Origin of the sequence: Accumulibacter sp. (assembly GCF_032229525.1) — a bacterium.
Taxonomy (GTDB): domain Bacteria; phylum Pseudomonadota; class Gammaproteobacteria; order Burkholderiales; family Rhodocyclaceae; genus Accumulibacter.
The window spans coordinates 1-23,311 of record NZ_JAVTWB010000179.1; the positions used below are offsets into that span (position 1 = coordinate 1).

The 23,311-nt window shown below is 61.7% G+C and carries 22 protein-coding genes; 10 read left to right on the forward strand and 12 right to left on the reverse strand.

Annotated elements, in window-relative coordinates:
- Both RUW20_RS13790 and RUW20_RS13795 read right to left on the reverse strand, forming a co-directional pair.
- Positions 1 to 646: TonB family protein (locus RUW20_RS13790; protein WP_313952842.1), on the reverse strand; the 646-nt coding region annotated here is incomplete at its 3' end.
- Positions 647 to 926: 280 nt separating this feature from the next.
- Positions 927 to 1,331: a DUF4332 domain-containing protein gene (locus RUW20_RS13795; RefSeq protein ID WP_313952809.1), complete on the reverse strand. Its 405-nt coding sequence runs from the start codon at positions 1,329 to 1,331 to the stop codon at positions 927 to 929.
- A 284-nt stretch (positions 1,332 to 1,615) separates the two neighbouring features.
- Between RUW20_RS13795 and thpR the strand changes: the two genes are divergently transcribed.
- The 5 genes from thpR (at position 1,616) to RUW20_RS13820 (ending at position 5,109) form a co-directional block, all read left to right on the forward strand.
- Positions 1,616 to 2,107, forward strand: coding sequence for an RNA 2',3'-cyclic phosphodiesterase (gene thpR, locus RUW20_RS13800; protein WP_313952843.1), 492 nt, complete (start codon positions 1,616 to 1,618; stop codon positions 2,105 to 2,107).
- Between the two features lie 168 nt (positions 2,108 to 2,275).
- A complete protein-coding gene (locus RUW20_RS13805) occupies positions 2,276 to 3,211 on the forward strand; it encodes a DMT family transporter (RefSeq protein WP_313952810.1) in 936 nt (311 codons plus the stop codon).
- Between the two features lie 294 nt (positions 3,212 to 3,505).
- Positions 3,506 to 4,087, forward strand: coding sequence for an SCO family protein (locus RUW20_RS13810; RefSeq protein WP_313951496.1), 582 nt, complete (start codon positions 3,506 to 3,508; stop codon positions 4,085 to 4,087).
- A 17-nt stretch (positions 4,088 to 4,104) separates the two neighbouring features.
- Positions 4,105 to 4,527: a DUF1318 domain-containing protein gene (locus RUW20_RS13815; RefSeq protein ID WP_313952811.1), complete on the forward strand. Its 423-nt coding sequence runs from the start codon at positions 4,105 to 4,107 to the stop codon at positions 4,525 to 4,527.
- A gap of 132 nt (positions 4,528 to 4,659) precedes the next feature.
- Positions 4,660 to 5,109, forward strand: coding sequence for a copper chaperone PCu(A)C (locus RUW20_RS13820; RefSeq protein WP_313952844.1), 450 nt, complete (start codon positions 4,660 to 4,662; stop codon positions 5,107 to 5,109).
- A gap of 45 nt (positions 5,110 to 5,154) precedes the next feature.
- Here RUW20_RS13820 and RUW20_RS13825 read toward each other — a convergent pair whose 3' ends face one another.
- The 3 genes from RUW20_RS13825 to RUW20_RS13835 all read right to left on the reverse strand — a co-directional run bounded on the left by RUW20_RS13825 (position 5,155) and on the right by RUW20_RS13835 (position 8,326).
- Positions 5,155 to 6,075 carry a COX15/CtaA family protein gene (locus RUW20_RS13825; RefSeq protein ID WP_313952812.1) on the reverse strand — a complete coding sequence of 307 codons (921 nt, stop codon included), beginning with the start codon at positions 6,073 to 6,075 and terminating at the stop codon, positions 5,155 to 5,157.
- Positions 6,075 to 7,124 carry a COX15/CtaA family protein gene (locus tag RUW20_RS13830; RefSeq protein ID WP_313951499.1) on the reverse strand — a complete coding sequence of 350 codons (1,050 nt, stop codon included), beginning with the start codon at positions 7,122 to 7,124 and terminating at the stop codon, positions 6,075 to 6,077. The genes RUW20_RS13825 and RUW20_RS13830 overlap by 1 nt, the downstream gene beginning before the upstream one ends.
- Before the next feature lie 188 nt (positions 7,125 to 7,312).
- On the reverse strand, positions 7,313 to 8,326 hold the full coding sequence (locus RUW20_RS13835) for a TRAP transporter substrate-binding protein (protein WP_313952813.1): 1,014 nt from the start codon (positions 8,324 to 8,326) through the stop codon (positions 7,313 to 7,315).
- 86 nt (positions 8,327 to 8,412) lie between these two features.
- Here RUW20_RS13835 and RUW20_RS13840 point away from each other — a divergent pair, with 86 nt between their 5' ends.
- Positions 8,413 to 10,521, forward strand: a complete 2,109-nt coding sequence (locus RUW20_RS13840; protein ID WP_313952814.1) for a PAS domain S-box protein — start codon at positions 8,413 to 8,415, stop codon at positions 10,519 to 10,521.
- The gene (locus tag RUW20_RS13845; protein WP_313951502.1) at positions 10,518 to 11,117 is read left to right on the forward strand and encodes a response regulator transcription factor; all 600 of its coding nucleotides are present in this window, start codon (positions 10,518 to 10,520) and stop codon (positions 11,115 to 11,117) included. Before RUW20_RS13840 ends, RUW20_RS13845 begins: the two co-directional genes overlap by 4 nt.
- A gap of 6 nt (positions 11,118 to 11,123) precedes the next feature.
- Here the strand turns inward: RUW20_RS13845 and tilS are convergent, their stop codons facing one another.
- The 5 genes from tilS to RUW20_RS13870 form a co-directional block, all read right to left on the reverse strand.
- On the reverse strand, positions 11,124 to 12,473 hold the full coding sequence (gene tilS, locus RUW20_RS13850; RefSeq protein WP_409559369.1) for a tRNA lysidine(34) synthetase TilS: 1,350 nt from the start codon (positions 12,471 to 12,473) through the stop codon (positions 11,124 to 11,126).
- Positions 12,474 to 12,540: 67 nt separating this feature from the next.
- Positions 12,541 to 13,509 (reverse strand): acetyl-CoA carboxylase carboxyltransferase subunit alpha, encoded by a 969-nt coding sequence (locus tag RUW20_RS13855; protein ID WP_313952816.1) that lies wholly within the window; start codon positions 13,507 to 13,509, stop codon positions 12,541 to 12,543.
- 288 nt (positions 13,510 to 13,797) lie between these two features.
- Positions 13,798 to 15,408, reverse strand: a complete 1,611-nt coding sequence (locus tag RUW20_RS13860; protein WP_313952817.1) for a TRAP transporter large permease — start codon at positions 15,406 to 15,408, stop codon at positions 13,798 to 13,800.
- Between the two features lie 18 nt (positions 15,409 to 15,426).
- Positions 15,427 to 16,107 carry a TRAP transporter small permease gene (locus tag RUW20_RS13865; protein ID WP_313952818.1) on the reverse strand — a complete coding sequence of 227 codons (681 nt, stop codon included), beginning with the start codon at positions 16,105 to 16,107 and terminating at the stop codon, positions 15,427 to 15,429.
- A 180-nt stretch (positions 16,108 to 16,287) separates the two neighbouring features.
- Positions 16,288 to 17,277 carry a DctP family TRAP transporter solute-binding subunit gene (locus RUW20_RS13870; protein ID WP_313952845.1) on the reverse strand — a complete coding sequence of 330 codons (990 nt, stop codon included), beginning with the start codon at positions 17,275 to 17,277 and terminating at the stop codon, positions 16,288 to 16,290.
- A 1,067-nt stretch (positions 17,278 to 18,344) separates the two neighbouring features.
- Between RUW20_RS13870 and pyk the strand changes: the two genes are divergently transcribed.
- From pyk to RUW20_RS13885, 3 genes are all read left to right on the forward strand, one after another.
- Positions 18,345 to 19,757 carry a pyruvate kinase gene (gene pyk / locus RUW20_RS13875; protein ID WP_313952819.1) on the forward strand — a complete coding sequence of 471 codons (1,413 nt, stop codon included), beginning with the start codon at positions 18,345 to 18,347 and terminating at the stop codon, positions 19,755 to 19,757.
- A gap of 180 nt (positions 19,758 to 19,937) precedes the next feature.
- Positions 19,938 to 21,101: a fatty acid desaturase gene (locus RUW20_RS13880; protein WP_313952820.1), complete on the forward strand. Its 1,164-nt coding sequence runs from the start codon at positions 19,938 to 19,940 to the stop codon at positions 21,099 to 21,101.
- 12 nt (positions 21,102 to 21,113) lie between these two features.
- Positions 21,114 to 21,605: a disulfide bond formation protein B gene (locus tag RUW20_RS13885; protein WP_313952821.1), complete on the forward strand. Its 492-nt coding sequence runs from the start codon at positions 21,114 to 21,116 to the stop codon at positions 21,603 to 21,605.
- Between the two features lie 12 nt (positions 21,606 to 21,617).
- Here RUW20_RS13885 and dut read toward each other — a convergent pair whose 3' ends face one another.
- Complete coding sequence (dut, locus tag RUW20_RS13890) at positions 21,618 to 22,079, reverse strand: dUTP diphosphatase (RefSeq protein ID WP_313952822.1); 462 nt, start codon at positions 22,077 to 22,079, stop codon at positions 21,618 to 21,620.
- Complete coding sequence (gene coaBC / locus RUW20_RS13895; protein WP_313952823.1) at positions 22,079 to 23,272, reverse strand: bifunctional phosphopantothenoylcysteine decarboxylase/phosphopantothenate--cysteine ligase CoaBC; 1,194 nt, start codon at positions 23,270 to 23,272, stop codon at positions 22,079 to 22,081. The genes dut and coaBC overlap by 1 nt, the downstream gene beginning before the upstream one ends.
- Positions 23,273 to 23,311: the final 39 nt, after the last annotated feature.

Genomic DNA, 23,311 nt, shown 5'->3' on the forward strand with positions numbered 1-23,311 from the left:
GGGCGGCTTCGTCCAGACGCCGGAAACCACTCGACTGCTTGATCTCGACGCTCGTCGGCAAACCCTGCGCGCTGACCCTGATCCGCAGCAGCACGCGCCCTTCCTCACCCAGTCGCCGTGAGGATTCCGGATAGACCGGCGGAGGATTGCGCAGGTAATCGACGTCGAAACGGGCCGCGACCACCACCGGCGCCGGCACGGCAGGCGAGTCTGCCGGTCCCGCTGCGGGTTGTGGCTCGACAGTGAAGGCAGTCGTCGCTGGCGCGGTGGCGGTTGCCGCCAATATCGGCGGGGGTGTTGGCGACGCTTTCTCCACTGGTACTGCGGACGCCCGAGAAGGCTTGGCTCGCCGGATCTTTTTTTCTGGCCGCTCGACCCTTGGTGTGGGATCGACCTTTGGCGGCAACTCGACTACCTGGGGCTTTGCGACTTCTGGCCGCCGCGCGACAAGCTCAAGCACACGCACGGTAAGTACCGGCAGGGCTTCCGCCGGCGCGCTGCGCCCAACCGTCCCGAAGGCCAGGAAAAGGCCGAGCAAATGTACCCCCAGCACCACCAAGACGCACAACGCCAGCCGCCAGACGGGCTGCCTGTGTTCGCCCGGAAGCTCGAAGTAGGTGGAAACGGCGTGCGCCTGACCCGACATTTCGCTCAACTCTGTCCTGTTTCAGCTAGCACCAAAGTGTGCGCGAAAGGGCGCTATTGTATGTCGCCCCGCCCGTCTCCGGATGCGGCATTTCGTCTCATTGGACCGGCCCACCGGCTGCGCGGTGAAGTCGCGCGCCAACATCACCTGCTTTGATCCAGGTCGGTAAGCAAGTAGCCGTGGCCGCTCCTGCAGCATCACCTAAAACAGCCCCGTCGGGGCTGTTTTCACGTCGTGCGCAACACGGTAGAAATCAGAACCGGTTCCTGGCTTCGCCGCCCTAATGCGTAACGACCCGAGGCAATTCCTTGGCCCGCGCCACCCAGTCTTGCACTTGCGCCGCCGTTGGAAGCTTGCGAACCAGGTCCTTTTCCCCGTTCAACTCGGCCATTTTTGCGTGCAGATTCTCCGCGTTTCTCTGCGCCAATTCAGGAACGGTATCGACACCCGCACACTCCAGCAGATCTGCATACTGCGTGCTGACACCCGTGATTCGCGACAGGTCGGCGCGATTCACCCAATTGAGAATCAGCTTTTCGCTGATTCCCGATTTCTCGGCAATTTCCTTGCGGCCACTCTTCTGGCAACATGTTTTCAAGAGGCTTTCCAGAGAACCGACGCCCGCCTCTTCGAGTTTGGCTGCGTAAGCTTGCCCAATGCCTTCGATTTCAGACAGTTTCGCCATATTTGTCTCCTCGGTCTGTTTTGATGAACGGCACGGATGCCACTACCTGCCCTTCTTTCCTCGCCAGCGGGGCCCGTCGACTGCGACGATGGCGTTCAAGAAATGCAAAGCGCTTGGCGTCTCGACAAAGGCCGCCGGATCGCAGCGGCACCGTGACCGTACCATTGGCATTGTAAAGTGAGGGCTTCGCTTGTCAAACCGCCGGGCAGACGCCAACAAAGGTAGCCGCTATCGCCAATCCACCATCCGTCTCCACGCTGCCCGAACTGCCCGGTCAGGCGCGGCTGTTTCTCGCACTGTGGCCAGCGCCAGACGAACGCGCACAGCTCGTCCATTATCTGCAGCAATGGACGTGGCCCAGGGAATCGTCCCCGATCACAGCCGATCGGCTCCATCTCACCCTGCACTTCCTCGGTACGGTGGCGCGCGAACGCGTGGCGGAGCTGGCCGCCCGACTGCAGGTGCCGACTACCGCTTTCGAACTGTGCCTGACGCGTGCCGAAATCTGGCCGCGCGGTCTCGCGGTGCTGCAGACGAGCGAGCCCTCCGCAGCGTTGATTGAGCTCCATGTCCGCCTTGCGGAAGCGCTACGAGCCATTGATCTGTCGGTGGAAGCACGTCGGTTTCGCCCACACGTGACGCTGGCGCGACGGGCGGCGGGAGCCAGCCCCCCGGCCGAACCAGCCCGACTGCACTGGCGGATAAGCAGCTACTGCCTGGTCGAGTCGGTCTTGGGCGCCGGCGGTGGCTATCACGTCGCACAGCACTACGGCTAAACAGCCCCGCGGATTCGACGGCCTTTTTGCCCCCCAACGCGCACTGGGACACGCGGCTCAAACGGCAGAGCGGTCCTTTCGCGCAAACCGGTTCAAACGACCGAAAATGCTGCACAATGGCGGCCTTTTCTCGCGCCGCATGCGTCTTGGCGGCAGGAAGTTACCGAAATGTCGCACCGTCGCGCGGTCGCCCTGATGGTATTGGTCACCCTGCTGTGGAGCATGGCCGGCGTAGTCTCCCGCCATCTGGACACGGCCGGGAGCTTCGAGGTCACTTTCTGGCGCAGCCTGTTCAGCGCGCTGGCGCTGAGTATTGCGCTGACCCTGATGCGCGGACCACGACTGTGGCGTGACCTGCTGCACGCACCTTGGCCAGTGTGGTTCTCGGGTGTCTGCTGGTCGGTGATGGCGACCGCCTTCATGCTGGCCATCACCCTGACCACCGTTGCCAACGTGCTGGTGATGATGGCCATCGGACCATTGATCACCGCCCTGTCAGCGCGTGTTTTCCTGCAGCACCAGCTGCCGATCAGAACCTGGGTGGCTATCGCAATGGCCGGTGTGGGCATCGGCTGGATGTTCGGGCAGGAGGCTCGGACGGGGCTGTCGCTCACCGGGACGCTGGTCGCACTGGCCATTCCCCTGGCCGCCGCACTCAACTTCACGATACTGCAGCACGTCGGCCATGGCCGCACTGACCCGGCAAAGCCCGGCCACCAGGACATGTTGCCGGCATTGCTGATCGGTGCCGTACTGTCGTCGCTGTATACCGTGCCGTTCGCCTATCCCTTCCAGGCATCGGCTCACGACCTCGCACTGTTGGCCCTGCTGGGCTCCGTTCAGCTGGCCCTACCCTGTATGCTGCTGGTCCGTCTGTCACGCGAACTGCCGGCGCCGGAGATTGCCCTGCTCGGTCTGCTCGAAGTGGTGTTTGGGGTCAGCTGGGCGTGGCTCGGCGCCGGCGAAAATCCGGGACCCAATACGCTGACCGGCGGCGCGCTGGTTCTTGGCGCGCTGGTCGCCAACGAGGCCCTGGCGATGAGGGCGACCAGAGTGAAGCGACAGCCAGACCCGGAAAGCGTAGGCCACCGATCAGAACGATGATCCTTCGACTGAGCCGTGTCCGTACGAAACTCCCGAGCAGTCGCCAATCGGGGGTATCCTTGGGCTGCCGCAGCAGAATGGTGGACAAGGATTAACCTGTATCAAGGCGAGCGGCCGTCGGCGAGCCGACAATGCCAGGCGACATGCACCGCGGCAGACGCCGGCAGTCGCCGACCCGTCCCTCGGGCAGGAACGCTTGCTCCCAATTCGCTCTGACCGCTTCCCGAGCAAGGCATGGGCCCACCTTCCCGGGCATGCCAACGCGCCAGTTTTCGCTGCAAACGATCGACGACCATGAAAATACTCTCGACCCTGATCCTGTCCTTCACCCTGCTGCTCGCAGCCTGTTCACAGCCGGTGGTTTTCAGGTCGACCGACATTACCGGCGTCGACTGGGGAAAGAACCTCGCCCTCACCGACCACAACGGCCAGCCACGTCAGCTGGCCGACTTCAAGGGCAAGGCGATCATCGTCTTTTTCGGATACACGCAGTGTCCGGACGTATGCCCGACCACGTTGCTGGCAATGCGCGAGGCACTGAGCCGTCTCGGCGAAGATGCCAAACGCGTGCAAGTGCTGTTTGTGACGCTCGACCCGACGCGTGACACCGCTCAGCTATTGTCCGAATACGTCACCGCCTTCGACCCCGGCTTCATCGGCCTGCACGGCGACCAAGCCGCCATCGCTGCAGCCGCGAAGGAGTTCAAGGTCTTCTACGCGAAACAGGCAGGCAGTACACCAGACAGCTATACCATCGACCATTCCACCGGCAGCTTCGTTTTCGATCCGCAGGGGCGGCTACGGCTTCTCGTTCGCCACGGCGAGAGCCCCGACAGCGTTGCCTCCGATCTGAAGCTGCTGCTGGCCGGCAATTGACTACCAGGAAACATGACATGAAACGCTTCCTCTTGCTGTTCGCCTTTCTTTCCCTGCCCGTCGCCGCCGCTCCGACCAGCGCGCAGATCAATCTGGATATCGGCACCCCGCCGGTGATCATCGTCAAGCACACCCTGGCGCAGAGGACCTCGCGGCTGGTCCGTTTTTACGACGTCGGGATCATCGGGCTGGGTAACGATGGCATGATCAAGATTCATGACGGTAGCCACCTCAACCTGGCGCAACGACAGATCGCCGAAAAACTCATCGACCAGGAAAACCCCGATCGTAACTCGCTGATCTACGCCATCGCCGAAGCACACGGTGGCCAGGACGCCGAACCGGTGGTCCGCGAGGCTCAGATCAAGCGATGGCAAGCGCAGTTCCATTCCGGCTGGTGGATCGAAGACGCTCAAGGCAACTGGATGCAGAAGCCGTAAGCCCGCCGTTGGCCTCCCTGCCCTGGCGAGTGCGGCATCTTGTCGCACAAGGCGGCACGGGCCGCCGTTTATAATCTAGCCCCCTGAACGACCAAGGAGTACGGATTGAAAGCAACGCGAACCCAACTGGCGATGGCCTTCGTGCTCGGCCTGTCTTCGGCGGCCGCACTCGCCGCCGATATCGAGATCAAGGATGCATGGGTACGAGGCACGGTGACCGGCCAACAGGCTACCGGGGCTTTCCTGGAAATCACCAGCAAGTCAGGCGCGACGCTGGTCGGCGCGGCCAGTCCGGCTGCGGACATCGCCGAGATCCACGAAATGAAGATGGACGGCGGGATGATGAAGATGCGCGCCGTCGAACGCCTTGAGCTGCCTGCCGGCAAGCCGGTGCAACTGGCACCTGGCGGCTACCACGTGATGCTGATGAAGCTCAAGCAGCCGCTGAAGAAGGGTGATTCGGTGACGCTGACGCTGCAGATCGAGGGTCCGGACAAGAAGGTCGAAGCCGTGCCGATCAAGGCCGAGGTGCGTGACCTGACCGCGGCGGCATCCCCGGCCAGCGAACACAACAAACACTGAGCAGCGAAGGCTGGCGCGTGGCAGCGAGCACGCGCCAACGAGTATCTACCGGCGCTGCAGCAGCGAGCTCGATGTCGCTAGCAGTGCCGCGGTACAGACACCATGGCCGACTGCCAGCCACAGATTGAAACCGCTGCTCACCGTCAGCCCCCCGAGAGCGACTTCGGCGGCCAGCAGAAGCAGCAGCGTCACCGCCGCCTTGCGCGTCTCCTCGTCACCAAGCGCCTGCAGCGACGCCGCACCAAGCAGCAAGAGGGTGCCAAGCGCAGCCCAACGGTGCAGCAGATGCAGGCCAATCCCGCCAGCGTCGCCCGCCGGTGGCACAGCTGCCAGCGTGGTGAACGGCGTCAGCGCTGCCCAGATGGTCGCGGCCGGCCACCACCGCCCGCCGCAATCAGGCAAGGAAACGCAAGTCAGCGCGGCGTACCCGGCGCCAATCAGCGCGCCGAAGACAACCGTCAGCGACAGCATCGCCACCCCGAGACGCAGCACCGGGGCTGGCGCGCGCTCGGACCGATATTCGGGTCGGCTGGCCAGCACCACTCGCCACGAAAAGGTCACCAGACCAAAACCACCGATGATGTTGAGGAAGCCGACCAGCACCAGCCTCGGATCCGAACTCCAGAATCCGAGCGCCGAGAGCACCAGAACCAGCAGCACCAGCAGCGTCGCTGGAAGCGCGGCTGGTCGGATGGACGGGCGCCGCAGGCACAACCAGAGCAGGTAACACGCCAGTAACAGGAATACCGAGGCCGTGGCGCGATGCAATAGCCGCAGAGGAGAGAACGGCTGTGCCTGGGGTTCGCCGCTCAGCAGCCGCCCGTAGCAGGCCGGCCAATCGGCACAACCCAGCCCGGCCCCGTCAAGACGAAGGTAGGCGCTGAGCAACACCACCAACAGCGACAGCGCGGTCAGCAGCAGTGCTGTCCGGCGAATTTGCCGCAGCCGCAAACCCTGGCCAGTCATCAAGTAGCGAGGCTCGCGACACGCTCCACGCGAAGTTCATGATTCACCCACAGCAGAAGGCCGAGAACGACCATCGCGCCTCCCTGATGCGCGGCACCGAGGCCAACCGGAACAGCCAGCAGCAGAGTCGTAATACCGAGCGTGATCTGTACGAACAGCACCACCATCAGCAGTGTCGCGGCCTGACGTGCGCCGGTTGAAACGGCAGCCGTCCTGATCTTCCACCAGAACCACGGCACCAGAAAGGCCAGCAGCCATGCCCCCAGGCGATGGTCGAACTGGACCAGCGCCATATTGTTGAAGAAGTTGAGGTACCACGGATCGATGATGAAACTTTCCGGTGGCAGGATGTGCCCGTTCATCAACGGAAAAGTATTGTAGGCCTTGCCGGCGCGGATGCCGGCGACAAACCCGCCACTGACGACCATGTAGGCAACCAGCATCAGCAGCCAGAAACCGATGCGTTGCAGGCCCTTGAGCGTCGCATCGGTGGTCGCACGGGCGCGCTCGGCGAGCAGCCCGAGGGCCAGCCAGAACATCGCCACGAAGATCAGGAAAGCCAGAGACAGATGCGCGGTCAGCCGATAGTGACTGACCCGCGGGTCATCGACCAGCCCGCTCTTGACCATGTACCAGCCCATCGCCCCTTGCATGCCACCGAGCAGGAAGATCCCCAGCAGCTTCGGCAGCAGCGACCGTTTCACCTTGCCTCGCCAGCAGAACCAGATGAACGGCAAGAGGAAGACGACGCCGATCAGGCGTCCGAGGACGCGGTGCCAGTACTCCCAGAAGAAAATGCCCTTGAACTCGTCGAGCGACATCTGATGGTTCACCTGCTGATACTCCGGCGTCTTCTTGTATTTGTCGAAGGTTTCGTCCCACTCGGCCTGATTGAGCGGCGGGACGACACCGACGATCGGCTGCCACTCGACGATCGACAGACCGGAATGGGTCAGGCGAGTGACGCCACCGACCACCAGAATCGAAAAGACCATCGCGCTGCAGATCAGCAACCACAGCGCGACTTGACGACGAGCGACGATATCCATACCAGAAACCCGGATCAGAGAGAAAGGACGAAGCGCGAATTATAGGCTCTTTGATCGGGTCCTCGACCGGTACAGACGCTGCTCTCAGGGCAAGCGCATCGACCTACAATACCCTTGTCATGGCCCGGACGATCCGTCCGGAATCATCGGGAGATCGAGAACCGCGGCCAACAGAGACCGGCCCTGGCTTATAGCCTGGCCGGATCGAAACCGGTCTCCCGATACACCGATTGCAGGAGATCCTTGCCGATACGCGACTCCATCTCCTTGTGTACCGGTATCAATGCCTTCTTGAAGGCCTGGCGCTGCTCGGCGGTCGGCACATGGACCTGCATTTTGCCGCTCTTTCTCACCGCCTCGAGATCCTTGTCGTTCTGCTCCTTGGCGATATCGTTGGCGTATCTGGTCGACTCCTTCATCGCCGTTTCCAGCTGGTCACGAACATCCGCCGGCAGACTATCCCAGAACCGCTTGTTGACCACCACCGCGTAACCCAGATAGCCATGTTCGGTCAATGCCAAATACTTCTGGACTTCAAACATCTTCTGCGTGTACAGATTGGAAATCGGGTTCTCGGTGCCATCGACAATACCGGTCTTGAGCGCCTGATAGACTTCCGAGAAGGCCAGCATCCGGGGTATCGCCTTGAGCGCCCGCATCTGCGCGTCAAGTACGCTTGAGGGCTGTATGCGCATCTTCTTTCCCTGCAGGTCATCCGGTATCAAGATCGGCGTGTTTGCCGAAAACGACTTGAACCCGTTGTCCCAGTACGCCAGGCCGATGATTCCCTTGGGCTCAAGCTTCTTGAACAGACCCTGCCCGATCGAACCCTTGGTCACCTTGTGCAGTTCGGCGTAGCTGTCGAAGATGTACGGCAGATCGAAGACTTCGAAGTCCCTTACGCCCAGCGGCGCGAACTTGGCCAGCGAGGGAGCAAGCATCTGCACGACACCGAGTTGCAAGGCTTCCATTTCCTCCTTGTCCTTGTACAAGGTCGAGTTCGCGTACACCTCGACCCTGACCTTGCCCCGGGTCAGTTCTCCCGCTCGCTTGGCAAAGAACTCGGCGGCGAGTCCCTTGGGAGTATCGACCGCCACGACGTGGTTGAACTTGATGACGATAGGGTTCTGCGCAAGGGCCACGAAAGGCATCGCGGCGAGAGCGGAGGCGACCAGGCCGAATAGCAGATGGATAACTTTCACGTTGCCTCCTCGATCGAGAACTGTTGACCACCGTCGCTGGACATCAAGCGATGCTCTGCCTGCGTGCATGAACAGGGCAGAAACCGATGCTGACTAGTATCGTGGAAATGTGCAATCTGCTGCAAATGGAGGGCGCCGCGCTGGCCCGTTCTGACGGACAATGCCCCCTCGCGTCGTCATTTTGGGTACCATCGGCCGCCATGAAAGAGGCATCGCTCCCCTACCAGCATGACCGCCGACGACCCGTTTCGCCGAACTGGTCGCACTGGTACCTCTCGATCCTCAAAATGGCCGTCGGTCTGCTGCTGATCCTGCTGATCGCCCTGCTCTGGCTGTTGCGTCAGAACGAGATCGATGAACAGCGCTCGACCCTGATTGCCGACGTCCTCTGGCTTGAGCAAAGCGTCCGCTTTCAGCTTGAGGGACAGTTGGAACAGCTGCGCCAACTCGCTCTCGACCTGAACCGGACGGACGACCAGAACGCCCTGTTCGCCCTTCGCGCCGGCCACATCCTGGAGCACAGCCCGGAGCTCCAGAAGTTGCTCTGGCTGGATGCCTCGGCCCGACCGGTCCGCGGCATCCCGACGCCGATCCTGCCACGCAGCGGGGAGGACATGTCTGGCGATGTTCATCTCAAACGCGCAATAGAACTTGTCCGCCTGGGTAACCCCGTCTACAGCGAGGCTTATCGGACGCCGGAGCAGGCCCAGTTCGAAATCTATGTGCCGATCTTCGACGGCGGCGAGTATCGCGGTACGCTGCTCGGTGTCTATTCGCTCGATGGGCTGCTCAAGCAACAGGTACCCTGGTGGTTCGCCGAGAAATACCAGGTGCGTGTTCTTGACAATAGCGGTGACTCGCTCGCCAGCAAGTCGAAGATCGACGCTGCATCGACCACACTGAGCTACCCGGTCAGCTTTGACCCACCCGGCTACGGCATGGTGCTTCAGGTCACCGCCTACCGCGGCGCCGATAATCTGGCGCAAACGCTGATTGCTGCGCTGATCATCATTCTCGCCGCGGCGGTATTCTGGAGCTTGTGGGCCGTACGCGGACTGATCCAGCGACGCCTCTTCGCCGAGCAGGCACTACGTTCGGAGTACGCGTTCCGCAAGGCCATGGAAGACTCGCTGACGGTCGGCATGCGCGCGCGCGACTTGAACGGTCGCGTGACCTACGTCAACCCCGCATTCCTGGAGATGGTCGGCTTTGACGCCGACGAGCTGATCGGCAGAGAGCCGCCAATGCCTTACTGGGCGCCGGAGGAAATGGAGAGAACCCTGCTGCTGCATCAAAGCGTGCTCGAGGGCAAGCCCCCCCTGGAGGGTTTCGAGATCCGTCTGATGCGCAAGGACGGCAGCCGTTTTGACGCGCTGGTCTACGAAGCGCCACTGATCGAAGTAGATGGCACGCAGACCGGCTGGATGGCGTCGATCATTGACGTCACCGCGCGCAAGCACGCCGAGGAGCTCGCCCAGCAACAACAGGAGAAACTGCAGGTCACCTCGCGCCTGGTGACCATGGGCGAGATGGCTTCGACGCTGGCCCACGAACTGAACCAGCCGCTGGCCGCGATCACCAGCTACAACGCCGGTTGCCTGAACAAGCTCGAATCCGGTGACTTCACTACCGCGCAGCTGAAGGAGGCGCTTGGCAAGCTGGCGGTACAGGCGCAGCGCGCCGGTCTGATCATCCGCCGGGTACACGATTTCGTCCGCAAGAGTGAACCCAAGCGCGCGCCCTGCGATCTTGCCGAAGTCGTTGACGACAGCATTGGCTTCATCGAAGGGGCTGCCAAAGCGCGCGGCGTCCGCATTGTGCGCGAGATTCAGGGCATGCGACCCGAACTGATGGCTGATCAGGTAATGCTCGAGCAGGTGTTGCTGAACCTGATGCGCAACGGTATCGAGGCCATGCGGCACACGCCGGCGGAGCTACGGCGGCTGACGATCAAGCTCAGCCAGCTGGACAACCATCAGATGGAGATCAGGGTCATCGACCATGGCCCGGGAATCCCCCCGGAGGTCGAAGAGAAGCTGTTCACCCCCTTATTCTCGACCAAGGCCGAGGGCATGGGTATGGGACTGAATATCTGCCGCTCGATCATCGAGTTCCACCACGGCCGCCTGTGGGTCGAAGCCAACCCGGAAGGCGGCTCGATTTTTGTCATCACTCTGCCGATTGGTCTGCAATGAACCCACACGCCTACCTTGTCGACGACGACGACGCAATCCGCGATTCACTCGGCTGGTTGCTCGAGTCACGCGGTGTCGCTTGCCTGAGCTACCCGTCTGCCGAAGATTTCCTGGCTGCCTGGAACCCCTCGCTCACCGGCTGCGTCCTGCTCGACATCCGCATGGACGGCATGAGCGGACCGGAGCTTTTTAACCTGCTATGCGAGCGCGGCAGCACGCTGCCGGTGATCTTCCTGACCGGTCACGGCGACGTCCCGATGGCCGTCTCGGCACTCAAGCAGGGAGCTTTCGATTTCGTCGAAAAGCCGTGCAACGATAACGAACTGGTCAATCGCGTCATCGAAGCCCTGAAGCTCGATGCAAACCAGCGCCTCGCAGCGTCGGACGCCGATTCGGTGAACGCCTCGACCAGCCGGCTGACGACGCGCGAGCGGCAGGTGATGGAGCGGGTTCTGGCGGGCACCCTGAACAAGGTGATTGCCGATGAACTTCAGATCAGTATGCGCACGGTCGAGGTCCATCGCGCCAATCTCTTCGAAAAAATGGGCGTCAGAACAGCCGTCGAACTCGCACAACTGCTGGCTGGCAAACGCTGACTGCGATCACCCCTCGCTGCTGCGGCAGCCGCCACTACCACCGTCGACGCAACGCCCGGTGTGAGCGAAGACGGCTGGCGGGCCATCGACTTTCTCCCAGGCCGGCACTATCCCCTCCTCGCCCGGCGGGCAGGCAAACGCGACATCGACCCCCAGCCCGCCCACCCAGGCTAGCCGCTCGCCACACCACAGCAACGGCAGGCGGGCCCGCTCCCAAGGCGGCACGGCGGCTTCCTGTAACAACTTGCGCAATGGCTTTCCCGGCCGCCGCGGATCGGCTTGCAAACGCTCGCCACCCCGCCGTGACTGCAGGCAAACGCGAGCCGCGGCGAGCAGACAACGACTGACTCCCGCACCCGTCGTGCGCACGAACGACACCCGGTCGCCACCCCACGGCAAAGCCTCTTCGCCATGCCAGGATAGCGCGGACGCCGGAACCGCTGGGGGATGTGCAAGGATATGCAACTCTCCCCGGTAGACATGCATCGCCCCGTCCGGGTTGGCAACACAGGTTTGCGAGTCGGCAGAGACCGTTGCCAGCTGCCGCAGGGCCTCATCGAGCCAACGCGCCTCGGGAGCGCGAAAGCCGGCCGCCAGTAACTCGAAACGCAAGAGGTTTCGCGCTCGCGGCGGACTCAGCGCATTGAAGCGCGCGACGTCGATGCGCCCGCTGATACTGGCCGCTGCCTCCCGATCGACCGTCGCCAGCTCCTCAAGCAGCGCTGCCGCCTCGGCAAAATGACGCGCAGCCCGAGCCAGTGACAGCGCAGCTCCGGGAAAGTGCTCTTCGATTCGCGGCATCACTTCGCGCCGCAAGTGGTTGCGGCGATAGTGTGCATTGGCGTTGCTTTCGTCCTCGGTCCACTGTAGCGAATGCTTTTCAGCATAATGTGCGATTGCCGAACGAGGCAAGGCAAGCAGTGGACGAATCAGGCGTGGGCCGCTCGCCTGAGGCCGCTCGGCCGGCATCCCGGCGGCACCGCTGACGCCCGCCCCGCGCAACAACCTGAACAGGACGGTCTCAGCCTGGTCATCGCGATGGTGCGCCAGGGCCAGCCAGTCGGCGGGGCGGCCAGCAAACACCGCATGACGCAGCCGCCGGGCAGCCGCCTCAAGCCCCTCACCACTGGCACGAGGCACCTCCACCCGAACGACCTCGAGTGCGACGTCCAGGCGTCGGCAGAAGTCGGCACAAAATTCTGCCCAAGCGTCGGCATTGACACTCAGACCATGGTGGACATGAACCGCCGACAGCTCAAACAGGAGCCCCGCACGGCGCTGGCGCGCGAGCGCGTGCAGCAGCACGACAGAGTCGAGACCACCGGAGAGACCAACGCAAAGCCGCGCGCGCGGCAACAGGCGGGCTTCAAGAAACGCCGAAAGCGTCTGCGGGATTCGCTCCGCGCTTCCCGCCCGGGTGACCTCAGCGTCCCGTCTGCTCTTTGACCCGGCCATAGGCCATCAGGCGGTCAAGGCGTCCAGCGAGCAGGTCGCGAGTCGGCATCGGGGCAAGCCTCTTCAGTGCCTCCTGCAAGGCCTGTTTCAGGCTTTGCCCTGTCGCTGGATAATCACGATGCGCACCGCCAACCGGCTCATTGACGATCCTGTCGATCAAACCCAGGGATTTCAGGCGTGGCGCGGTAATGCCCATGATCTCTGCGGCCTCGCTCGCCTTTTCGGCACTCTTCCAGAGAATCGTCGCGCAGCCCTCGGGAGAAATCACCGAATAGGTCGAATACTGCAGCATCTGCACCTCGTCGCCAACACCAATGGCCAAGGCGCCGCCCGACCCACCCTCGCCGATGACCGTGACGATGATCGGCACCTTCAATTCAGCCATCACGTAGAGATTGTGGCCGATCGCCTCGGACTGGCCACGTTCTTCGGCGTCGATACCCGGGTAGGCACCGGGCGTATCGATGAATGTCAGTACCGGAATACGGAACTTCTCGGCCAGTCGCATCAGGCGCAGCGCCTTGCGATAACCTTCCGGGCGCGGCATGCCGAAGTTGCGAAAGATCTTGTCCTTGGTATCACGCCCCTTCTGGTGGCCGATAACCATGACCGGTTCACCGTTGAATCGGGCTAGTCCACCAACGATCGCGTGATCGTCGGCAAACGCACGGTCACCGTGCAACTCCTCGAAATCGGTAAAGATCAGCGACAGGTAGTCCAGCGTATAAGGCCGTTGCGGGTGGCGCGCCACTTGCGAAACCTGCCAGGCGGAGAGCCTGGCGTAAGTGTCCTTGGTCAGGCTCTGGCTCTTCTTCTCCAGGCGGCTGATCTCGTCGGAAATATCGACGGCCGAATCGTCCTGCGCGAAGCGCAACGCTTCAATTTTGCCTTCGAGATCGGCAATCGGTTGTTCGAAGTCGAGGAAACTGGTTTTCATCAAGCCCAACCGTAGGTGACAGTATGCTGATAATTCGAGCGCGGTATTCTAACCTGAAAGCCAGCGCCTGTTTTTGTTTGGCTGACCGCACGCTCGGTAGATCAGTAGTCAACAGGGATGGAATCGTCGCGCCCCAGGTCGGTCGAAGCCTGCCGCCAAGAGGAAGGAGTCATGCCAGATCCTACCGATGACCGCTGCCGCCAAGCTAGAAACCATGCCGCCGCCGACCCATTGCAGGTCGGCGGCGGACAAGTGCTGCGTGCGGACGGCGCGAAGCCGCCGAACTACCTACTTGATTACCAGTTCCGGTCCCATCAGGGCATACGGCAACGCTGTCGAGAGCCAAGGCACGTAGGTCACCAGGACCAGGAAGATCATCAAGACCCCGACGAAAGGCATTGCTGCCTTCACCACCGTTGCCAGGCTCATGTTGGTGATACCCGAGGTCACGAACAGGTTCAAGCCGATCGGCGGCGTGATCATGCCGATTTCCATGTTCACCACCATGATGATGCCCAGGTGAATCGGGTCAACGCCCAGCTCCATGGCGATCGGAAAGACCACTGGCGCGACGATCACCAGCAAACCGGACGGCTCCATGAACTGGCCTCCGATGAGCAGCAGAATGTTCACTGCAATCAGGAAGGTGAACCAGGTGAACCCGGCTTGCAGCATCCACGCCGTGATCTCCTGCGGAATTTGTTCCGCCGACAGGGTATGGGCAAACAACATGGCGTTGGCGATGATGAACATCAGCATCACCGTGGTACGGGTACCGTGCAGCATGGTCGCACGCGATTCGCTGCCAAACAGCGCCGGAAAGAAATTCCTGGCCAGCAAACCCAGGTTTCGACCCCAGATGCCCAGCCCACCCGTAAAACACGCCGCTATCGAGCCATGCGCACCGCCAACCTTGACCAGATAGCCGACAAAGATGGTGAGCGACATGCCCAGCCCCCAGATGGCCCGGATTTTCCCGGTTGCTTCCATGCCGTCGGTGGCGAAGAAAGAGAGGATCATCCAGACCATGAAGAAGGACACCGCGTAGACGCCGGCATTGAAACCGACGCGTGCCGCCTGGCTGTCCGACTTGGCCACCCATGGCGTCTCCTTCAGCGGACCCATGTCACGATAGACGAACAGCGCGACAAGAATGGAGTAAACGGCGGCGACGACGGCGGCTTCTGTCGGCGTGAATACGCCGCCATAGATCCCCCCCATGATTATCACCACCAGAAACAGACCCCATCCCGCTTCCTTGGCGCCATCCAGGATCGCGCCGAAACCGCGCCATTCTTCCTTGGGCAGGCCCTTGACCCGGGCAACGATGTAGATGGCCCCCATCAGCATCAGACCTGCCACCAATCCCGGAATGACGCCGGCCAGGAACATCCGGCCGACGGAAACGTCGGTTGCCGCCGCGTAGACCACCATGACGATTGACGGCGGAATCAGGATGCCCAGCGTACCGGCGTTACAGATGATGCCCGCCGCAAACTCCTTCGAATAACCCACCTGACGCATGCCGGCAATGGCGATGGTACCGATCGCCACCACCGTCGCAGGCGATGAACCGGACAACGCGGCAAACATCATGCAGGCCAGCACCGACGCCATGGCCAGACCACCCTGGAAGTGCCCGACACTGGCAATTGCAAAATTGATCAGCCGCTTGGCGACGCCACCGGTCGACATGAATGACGAAGCAAGAATGAAGAACGGAATCGCCAGCAGCGTGTAGTTCTGCCCTGAGCCAAAAAGCTGGATGGCAACCGATGACAGTGAGTCGTGGGAGAAGAAGGCGACGAAGAGAATCGACGACAAGCCCAGAGAGACACCGACTGGCACGCCGATAAACAGCAGCCCAAGCACCATCGCAAAAAGAAAGAGAGAGTTCATCCTAGGTTCCTTAGTCGTTTAATCTTTCAAGATGTGCTTGTTCTCTTCGACCATGTCTTCTGCTTCATGGCCGCTGATGAGAAGCTTGCGGCGGCCGGTTGCAATATCGACAAAAGCCTGCACTGACCGGAATGCCATCAGCGCCAGACCAACCGGCAGAATCAGCAACAACAGCCAGCGGTGAATACGGGACTGGATACCAAAGGCATCTTGGACGAATCCCGGATAGTGCAATTCTTCCGAGCCGATGCCGATCTTGTACATTTTCAGCCAGTAGTCGATGGCGCCACCCTTGGTATCGACACCGAACCAGGCCAACCAGGAAGAATCCAGGAGCACCAGGCCGTAGAGCATGCAGCAGGCTGCGCCGAACAACGACAGCGCCTTGGTCATCGGTGAGGGAACGGCCTTGATGATGATGTCAACACCCAGGTGCAGGCTGGTTCTCAGGCCGTAACCCATCCCCAGCATGATCAGCCAGGAGAACATCGTCGTATTGAATTCCAGAGCGGCGGACCAACCGGTATTGAATCCGTAGCGGGCGATCACCTGGAAAAAGGACACGGCCATGATCGAGGTGATCACCAGAACGAGAAGCGACTCCTCGGCGTGCGACATCGCCTTCGGGAATTTCTTTTCGAGCGCCCAGAGAACTACGATGAAGATTAAGAGGTAAACGTGAAACCAGTAAGCTCCCATGGCAAACACCTTTAGTCATGTTCTTGAACGAATGTCATCGCGCCGAACGAAGCGATCTCGCGACCGACTGCAGCGCAGAGAAAAACCTCTGGGAATTCAGGCGATCCGATTGATGACGTTTTTTCTTGCGGGTCCAAGGAAAAGGGCCAGAAGAAACCTGGCCCTTTTCTACCTGCTCGGTTATGAACCAGCCGCAGCCTTGATGGTGTCTGCGCCGATCTCTTTCTCGAACTTCTTCCAAACCGGAGTCATGGCTTCCACCCACTTCTTGCGTTGCTCGGGCGTCAGCTTGTTGACCTTGCCGCCCGCCTTGATGATGTTATCGCGGTTCTTCGCTTCGTCCGCTTTGACTGCCAGGTTGGTTTCGTTGGAAACTTCGTCGACGATCTTCAGGAACTGATCGCGAACAGCAGGCTTGAGGCTGTTGAGCCACTCGGCCGAAGTCAACAACATGTACGCCAGCAATTGATGGTTGGTCTCCGTCGTGCTGTTCTGGACCTCGAAGAACTTCTGGGTATAGATATTCGACCAGGTGTTCTCCTGACCATCGACAACCCCGGTCTGCAGCGCGCCGTAGACTTCGGCAAAGGCCATCGGCTGCGGCGAGGCACCCATGGCTTCGATCATCGCCTTGGCCACGTCGGAGGTCTGCACCCGGAACTTCATCCCTTTGGCGTCGGTGGGCAGGATCAGGGGCTTGTTGGCCGAGAAGTACTTCATGCCGGACATCCAGTAACCCAGGCCGACAAAGCCGACGCCTTCCATCGACTTGAGCAATTTCTTGCCTTCGGGCGAGTTGGTAAAGCGGATCGCCTGGTCAATGTCGACAAAGATGAACGGCAGGTCGAAGACGCCAAGCTTGGGCGTGTAGGAGCCAAACTTGGACAGCGAGGGCGCCAGCAGCTGCACATCGCCGACCAGCAACGCTTCAAGCTCCTTGCTGTCACCGAACAGTGTGCTGTTTGGATAAACCTCGATGCACAGCTTGCCTTTCATCTCTTTATTGACACGTTCTGCCAGGTGATTGGACGCCACTACCTTGGGATGCGTCGAGCCGCCAGTCACGTGGCTGAGCTTGGCGATAACTTCGCCCTTCTCACATTTCGCCAGGGCGGATGGTGCGGCAAAGGCCATGGCCAGGGCGGTCAGGGCAACGCTGATCTTTTTCATGTGCTTCATGGAGTCTCCTATCCAGAATTACTACTACATATGAATTTATCGTCTTGTTTATAAGACAAGGTTGGTACCTTGTGGCGCAAAGGACAAACATCTTGCCGTCGTGAGTGCGAGCAACTTCGCCTTTTGCATCCTCATTCAATGTCGTTTTTCCCGCCTTGCATGCTCGCAGGAGGCTGTGCTGCCCCCCTCTCGCACGTATGGCGTCATACGATCATCGAGTGGGCACTGAAGACCGGGGTCGGTCTGCGCCCAACTCGCAAGCGCATGGATCACGAGGACAAGCTGTCGGTCACCCGACGTCACTCTGATCAACCTCGGCTTTCGGTTCCAAGCAGATTCTAACAAGTCCTGTTTCGCTTTCAAGAGGATTCTGACAAGTCCTGTTTCGATTCCAAACCGATTCTGACAAGTCCTGTTCGCAACGGCCATTGTGGATTTCCGTAATGGCGTCCACTGTGGCAGCCCGTCAGCGAAAGCGGAGCCTTGCCTGGTCGTGCCGGCGAAGACAACTTGCGTCCGACCGGCGAGATGAAAATGCACCGTTTCCCGGAGACGTTCGAGGCACCGGGCGCGCCAGGCAGGAAATCCGGGGGAAGATGGCCGGCTGCTGCCAGACGCGTCGCGGTTGGCGCTGACGAGAAGCAGAAATATGCATTAAGCAAGCTCCTGGTCACGCACCGGGCGCCCGTGGCCCCGACGAGCGTGGAAAGAGCCCACGGCGATCCGCATCTCGCGCGGCAATTGACCCGCCGATCAAGTGCCGGACCAACTCGAGCACGTAGTCATCACTGCAAGCTTGCAGCCCCACGACGCGGTGGGAACTCGCTCGTCCGCCGCCCAACGTCCGATAAAACAAGCGGAAAGCCCGCCAACGACCAGCCCCACCGCCTCTGCCAGTCCGCTTGCCTGTAAATCCGGAAATTCCTCCGGAAGGCTCGGCAGATGATCCCTGATTGACGACGGTTGCGAGCGCTCCCTATACTGCCGGCCGGCCCGTTGAACTTCCCGCCCCGGTCCGGAACCAAGAACAGGCTGTCGAAGCGATTGAGGAGTACCTGATGCGCCGAACGAAAATCGTGGCCACGATCGGCCCCGCCACAGCCGCACCGAAGACCCTGCGGCAACTGCTGGAAGCCGGCGTCGATGTCGTGCGACTCAACGCTGCCCACTCGGACATGCTAACGCACAGCAACAACGCGCGCCTGGTTCGCGAGGTTGCGAATGACCTTGGCCGCAGCGTCGGGGTCCTGGTCGACATGCCCGGCCCGAAGATCCGTACAGGTCTCGTGGCGGGTGACGAAGTCGAACTCGAGTCTGGCCAGGAGTTCGTCCTGATCGGCACCGACGGTGGCATCGGCGATGCGCATCACGTCGCCACGACCTTGCCCGACCTTGCCCAGTGGGCACGCCGAGGCGACGAAGTCTACCTTGCCGACGGCGCGATCGTCCTGCGCGTGCTGGAACCGGTTGGCAGCGACGTGCGGACAGAAGTGGTTCGTGGTGGCACGCTGCGCTCACGCAAGGGGATGCACCTGCCGCGCGCCGAAGCCCATGTCGAGCCCTTCACCGCCCGCGATGCCCTGGCGCTCGAAATGGCGATTGCGGCGAAAGTCGACTTTCTCGGCCTGTCGTTCGTACGCCACGCCGACGACGTCGAGCGAGTGCGTGCGATGCTCCCGAAGCGCGGCATGCGGCCAGCGCTGGTACCCAAGATCGAAACGGCGGCGGCGGTCGATAACCTTGCGGGCATCATCAACGCCGCCGACGCGGTGATGGTCGCACGCGGCGATCTCGGTATCCAGATGCCGGCGCGGCGCGTACCCCTGCTGCAGAAGGAGATCATCCGCGCCTGCAACATGGCTGGAAAGCCGGTGATCACCGCCACCCAGATGCTCGAGTCGATGACGCGCTCGCCGTTGCCGACGCGCGCCGAGGTCAACGACGTCGCCAACGCCGTACTCGACGGCACTGACGCTTTGATGCTTTCGGAAGAGACCGCGGTCGGGCTGTTCCCGTGCCAGACCGTGCGGATGATGAGCGAAGTCGCGGAGTCGGCCGAAGGCTGGCCGCACGAGCGCGTCGATCCCGCCTCGATCGCCGGCGCCGATGCCGATCGGGTGGCCTGGGCGGTGGCCCACGCTGCGGTCCAGGCGGCAGAAGACCTCGGTGTCGCGGCGATCCTCTGCCCGACGCGCAGCGGTCTGACCGCACATCGCATCGCGGCTTTTCGACCCAGGGTACCGATCGCCGGCATCTCCACGGCCCCGCCGGTCCTCGGTGGGCTCTGTCTGGTATGGGGCGTACAACCGCTGCTGGTCCCGGAGAACATTGAGGGAGAACAACTGCGGCTTGCCATCGCCGCCGCACGCGTCGCCGGAATGGTGCGCGACGGCGACCTGGTGGCAGTGGTCTTCGCATCGACCGGACCACGTGCCGGCAGCACCGACAGCGTGCGCATTGTCCGCGTCTGACGGCGTCTGAGACAGGCCAGCGAGAACACCATCCGCCGAACGGGCAGAAGTGACGCGGGTCAGGGTCGAATCCTGATCGGCGATGGGCAGTGGAACGATGCCCTACACCCTGCGCAACGGCGTTTGGTGCATGGCTGGAATTGCCTTAGAATTCAAGGTTCGATCTTTTGAGGGTGATTCATGTACGCTGGATTAGTCGATTGGCCTTGGTGGGCCTACGTGCTGGCAACGTTGGCTTTGACCCACGTGACGATCGCCTCGGTAACCATCTTTCTGCACCGGCATCAGGCGCATCGAGCGCTGGACCTGCATCCGCTGGTCGCCCATTTCTTTCGCTGCTGGCTGTGGTTGACCACCGGCATGGTGACCAAAGAATGGGCCGCCATCCATCGCAAGCACCACGGCAAGTGCGAAACGCCTGACGACCCACACAGTCCCCAGGTTTACGGCATCCATCGTGTCCTCTGGACCGGGGTGTTTCTCTACGTGAAGGAAGCCAGGAACACCGAAACCCTGCAGCGCTACGGCCATGGCACCCCGAACGACTGGATCGAGAATCACCTCTACACGCCTTGGCACAAACTCGGCGTGGTGATCCTGCTGGCCATCGATGTGGCCGTGTTCGGCGTGCTTTCCGGGCCGCTGATGTGGATCGTGCAGGTGGCCTGGATTCCGTTCTGGGCGGCTGGAGTGATCAACGGTCTCGGCCATTTCTGGGGCTACCGCAATTTCAGCACGCAGGATGCCAGTACCAATATCTCTCCTCTGGGCATTCTCATCGGCGGCGAGGAACTTCATAATAATCATCACGCGTTTCCAACCTCGGCCAAGTTGTCCAACCGCTGGTACGAGTTCGACATCGGCTGGCTCTATATCCGGACATTGGCTGCGCTGGGCCTCGCGCACGTCAAGAAGGTGGCCCCGATACCGCGTTTGGGCACGCTGCGACCAGAGGTCGATTTCGACACCTTGCAGGCGGTAATTGCCAACCGTTACGACGTGCTTTCGCGCTACACCCACTCACTCAAGCAGGTCTATCGCGAGGAAGTCGGCAAACGGCAGGATGCCAGGCGCTTCAAGGGTCTCAAACCCTGGCTGGCCGAGGACTCCAGCGACGTCCCGCAGGAGTTGCGCGGGCGGCTCGAATTGCTGCGTGGCGAGAGCCGCGCGCTGCACACCCTCTACGCCATGCGCCAGGAGCTGGTGGCGGTCTGGGAGCGCTCGAATGCGTCACGTGAGCATCTTCTCAAGAACTTGCAGGACTGGTGCGAGCGGGCCGAAAACTCGGGTGTCCGCCAGTTGCAGGAACTATCGATGCGCTTGCGCAGCTACGTGCCCAGCTGATCGATTGCAGTGATGCGCGTTTCGCTGCGAGCCCGTTTTGGCCTGCTGGCGCTGGCCACCCTGGGCCTGACGGCGACCGGCGTCATGATCGGCGAAGTGATGCGGCTGCAGCCCTGCCCCTTGTGCATTTTTCAGCGGCTGCTCTATCTCCTGATCGCCATTTTTGCGCTAGGCGGCGTCCTGCTACCCGGCTGGTCTCGTCTTTGGGGACTACTCGTCGGCTTGACGGCAACGGGTGGCCTGGGAACCGCGGCGTACCAGAGCTGGCTGCAGTTTTTCCCCGATGCCAGCCTGGCCTGCGGTTCCGGCGAGCCGACATTGATCGAGCAAGTGGTCAACTGGTTTGGCGTACGCTGGCCCGAGCTGTTCCTGGCCACCGGCTTCTGCTCGAGCAAGGATTGGCTGTTTCTCGAGCTGTCGATGGCCAACTGGTCGGTCTGGTGTTTCCTGGTACTGATGGTCGTCGCCGCGCACCTGGTGATCACCACGGGAAGCCGGCGCTAGAGGCGGCCTGACTCAGGAGCGGCCGGTGCTACCGAAACCACGGTCGCCGCGCGAGCTGGTAGCGAAATCGTCGACCACGTTGAAAACTACCTGCAAGACTGGAACCACCACCAGTTGTGCCAGGCGGTCGAGCGGTCGCAGCGTGAACGGTTCCTGGCCGCGGTTCCAGGTCGACACCATGATCTCGCCCTGGTAGTCGGAGTCGATCAGGCCGACCAGATTGCCCAGAACGATGCCGTGTTTGTGGCCAAGACCCGAGCGCGGCAGGATCATCGCCGCCAATCCCGGATCGGCGAGATGAATCGCCACCCCGGTCGGAATCAATACCGTTTCCCCCGGCCGGATTTCTACCGGAGCAGCGATACACGCCCGCAGGTCCAGTCCGGCCGAGCCGGCGCTGGCATAGTGCGGGGGGTTCTCGCGCAAGCGCGGATCGAGCAGCTTGACGTCAACCGGAAGCGCCAGGTTTGCCATCAGCGCTTGCCGAGCAGGACCGCGATCCGTGCCACCAGCTGACGCGCCAGCTGCAACTTGGGCGCGGGCGCTAGCGGGTGCTGGCCGTCGTCGTCGAAAAGAATAAGTGTGTTCTCCTCACCACCGAAGCCATCCTGGATGAGATTGCCGACGACCAGCGGGACCTTCTTGCTGCGCCGCTTGCTCTCCGCGTATTCGGCGAGATTCTCGCTTTCCGCGGCAAAACCGACGCACAGGGGCGGCACCGGCAGCGCCGCAACTTCGGCAAGGATGTCCGGGTTCTCTACCAGTTCGATGGTCGGTGGCGACGAGCGCTGGCCCTTCTTTATCTTCTGCTCCACAAATCCGGCCGGCCGGTAATCGGCGACGGCCGCGACGGCGACGAAAACCTCGTTTTCGGCGACGTGACGAAACACCGCATCGTGCATCTGCAGGGCACTGGTCACCGCGATACGCGTCACGCCTGCCGGACACGGCAGGCAGACCGGGCCGGAGACCAGGGTCACCTGTGCGCCGGCCTCGCAAGCCGCGCGGCTGATCGCGTAGCCCATTTTCCCGGTCGACATATTGGTGATGCCGCGCACCGGATCGATGGCCTCGAAGGTCGGGCCGGCGGTCAGCAGGACGCGTTTGCCAGCCAGCAGCTTGGGTTGAAAATGCGCGATCAGTTCGGCCAGAACTTCTTCGGCTTCGAGCATCCGCCCCTGCCCGGTCTCGCCGCAGGCCTGATCGCCAGAGGCCGGACCGATGATGCACACGCCGTCTCCGCGCAAGGCCGCAATGTTCCGGCCGGTCGCCGGGTTATCCCACATCTGCCGATTCATGGCCGGGGCCACCAGCAGCGGACAGTCGCGAGCCAGAACCATGGTGGTCAACAGATCGTCGGCCAGCCCGTTGGCCAGCTTGGCGAGAAAATCAGCCGAGGCAGGGGCAACCAGTAGCACATCGGCCTGACGCGACAAATCGATGTGCGCCATGTTGTTGGCAACCCGTGGATCCCACTGGTCGGAGAACACCGGCTTGCCGGACAATGCCTGAAAAGTGACCGGTGTGACGAAGCGTGTCGCTGCCTCGGTCATCGCCACCTGTACCGTCGCGCCCTCCTTGACCAGCAGGCGAACCAGTTCTGCCGCCTTGTACGCCGCAATGCCGCCCGTAACGCCAAGGACGATGCGTTTTCCTACTAGTTCCATGCGCTGTGCTCTTGAGCTCGTTCGGAGTGTCTCGCGGCA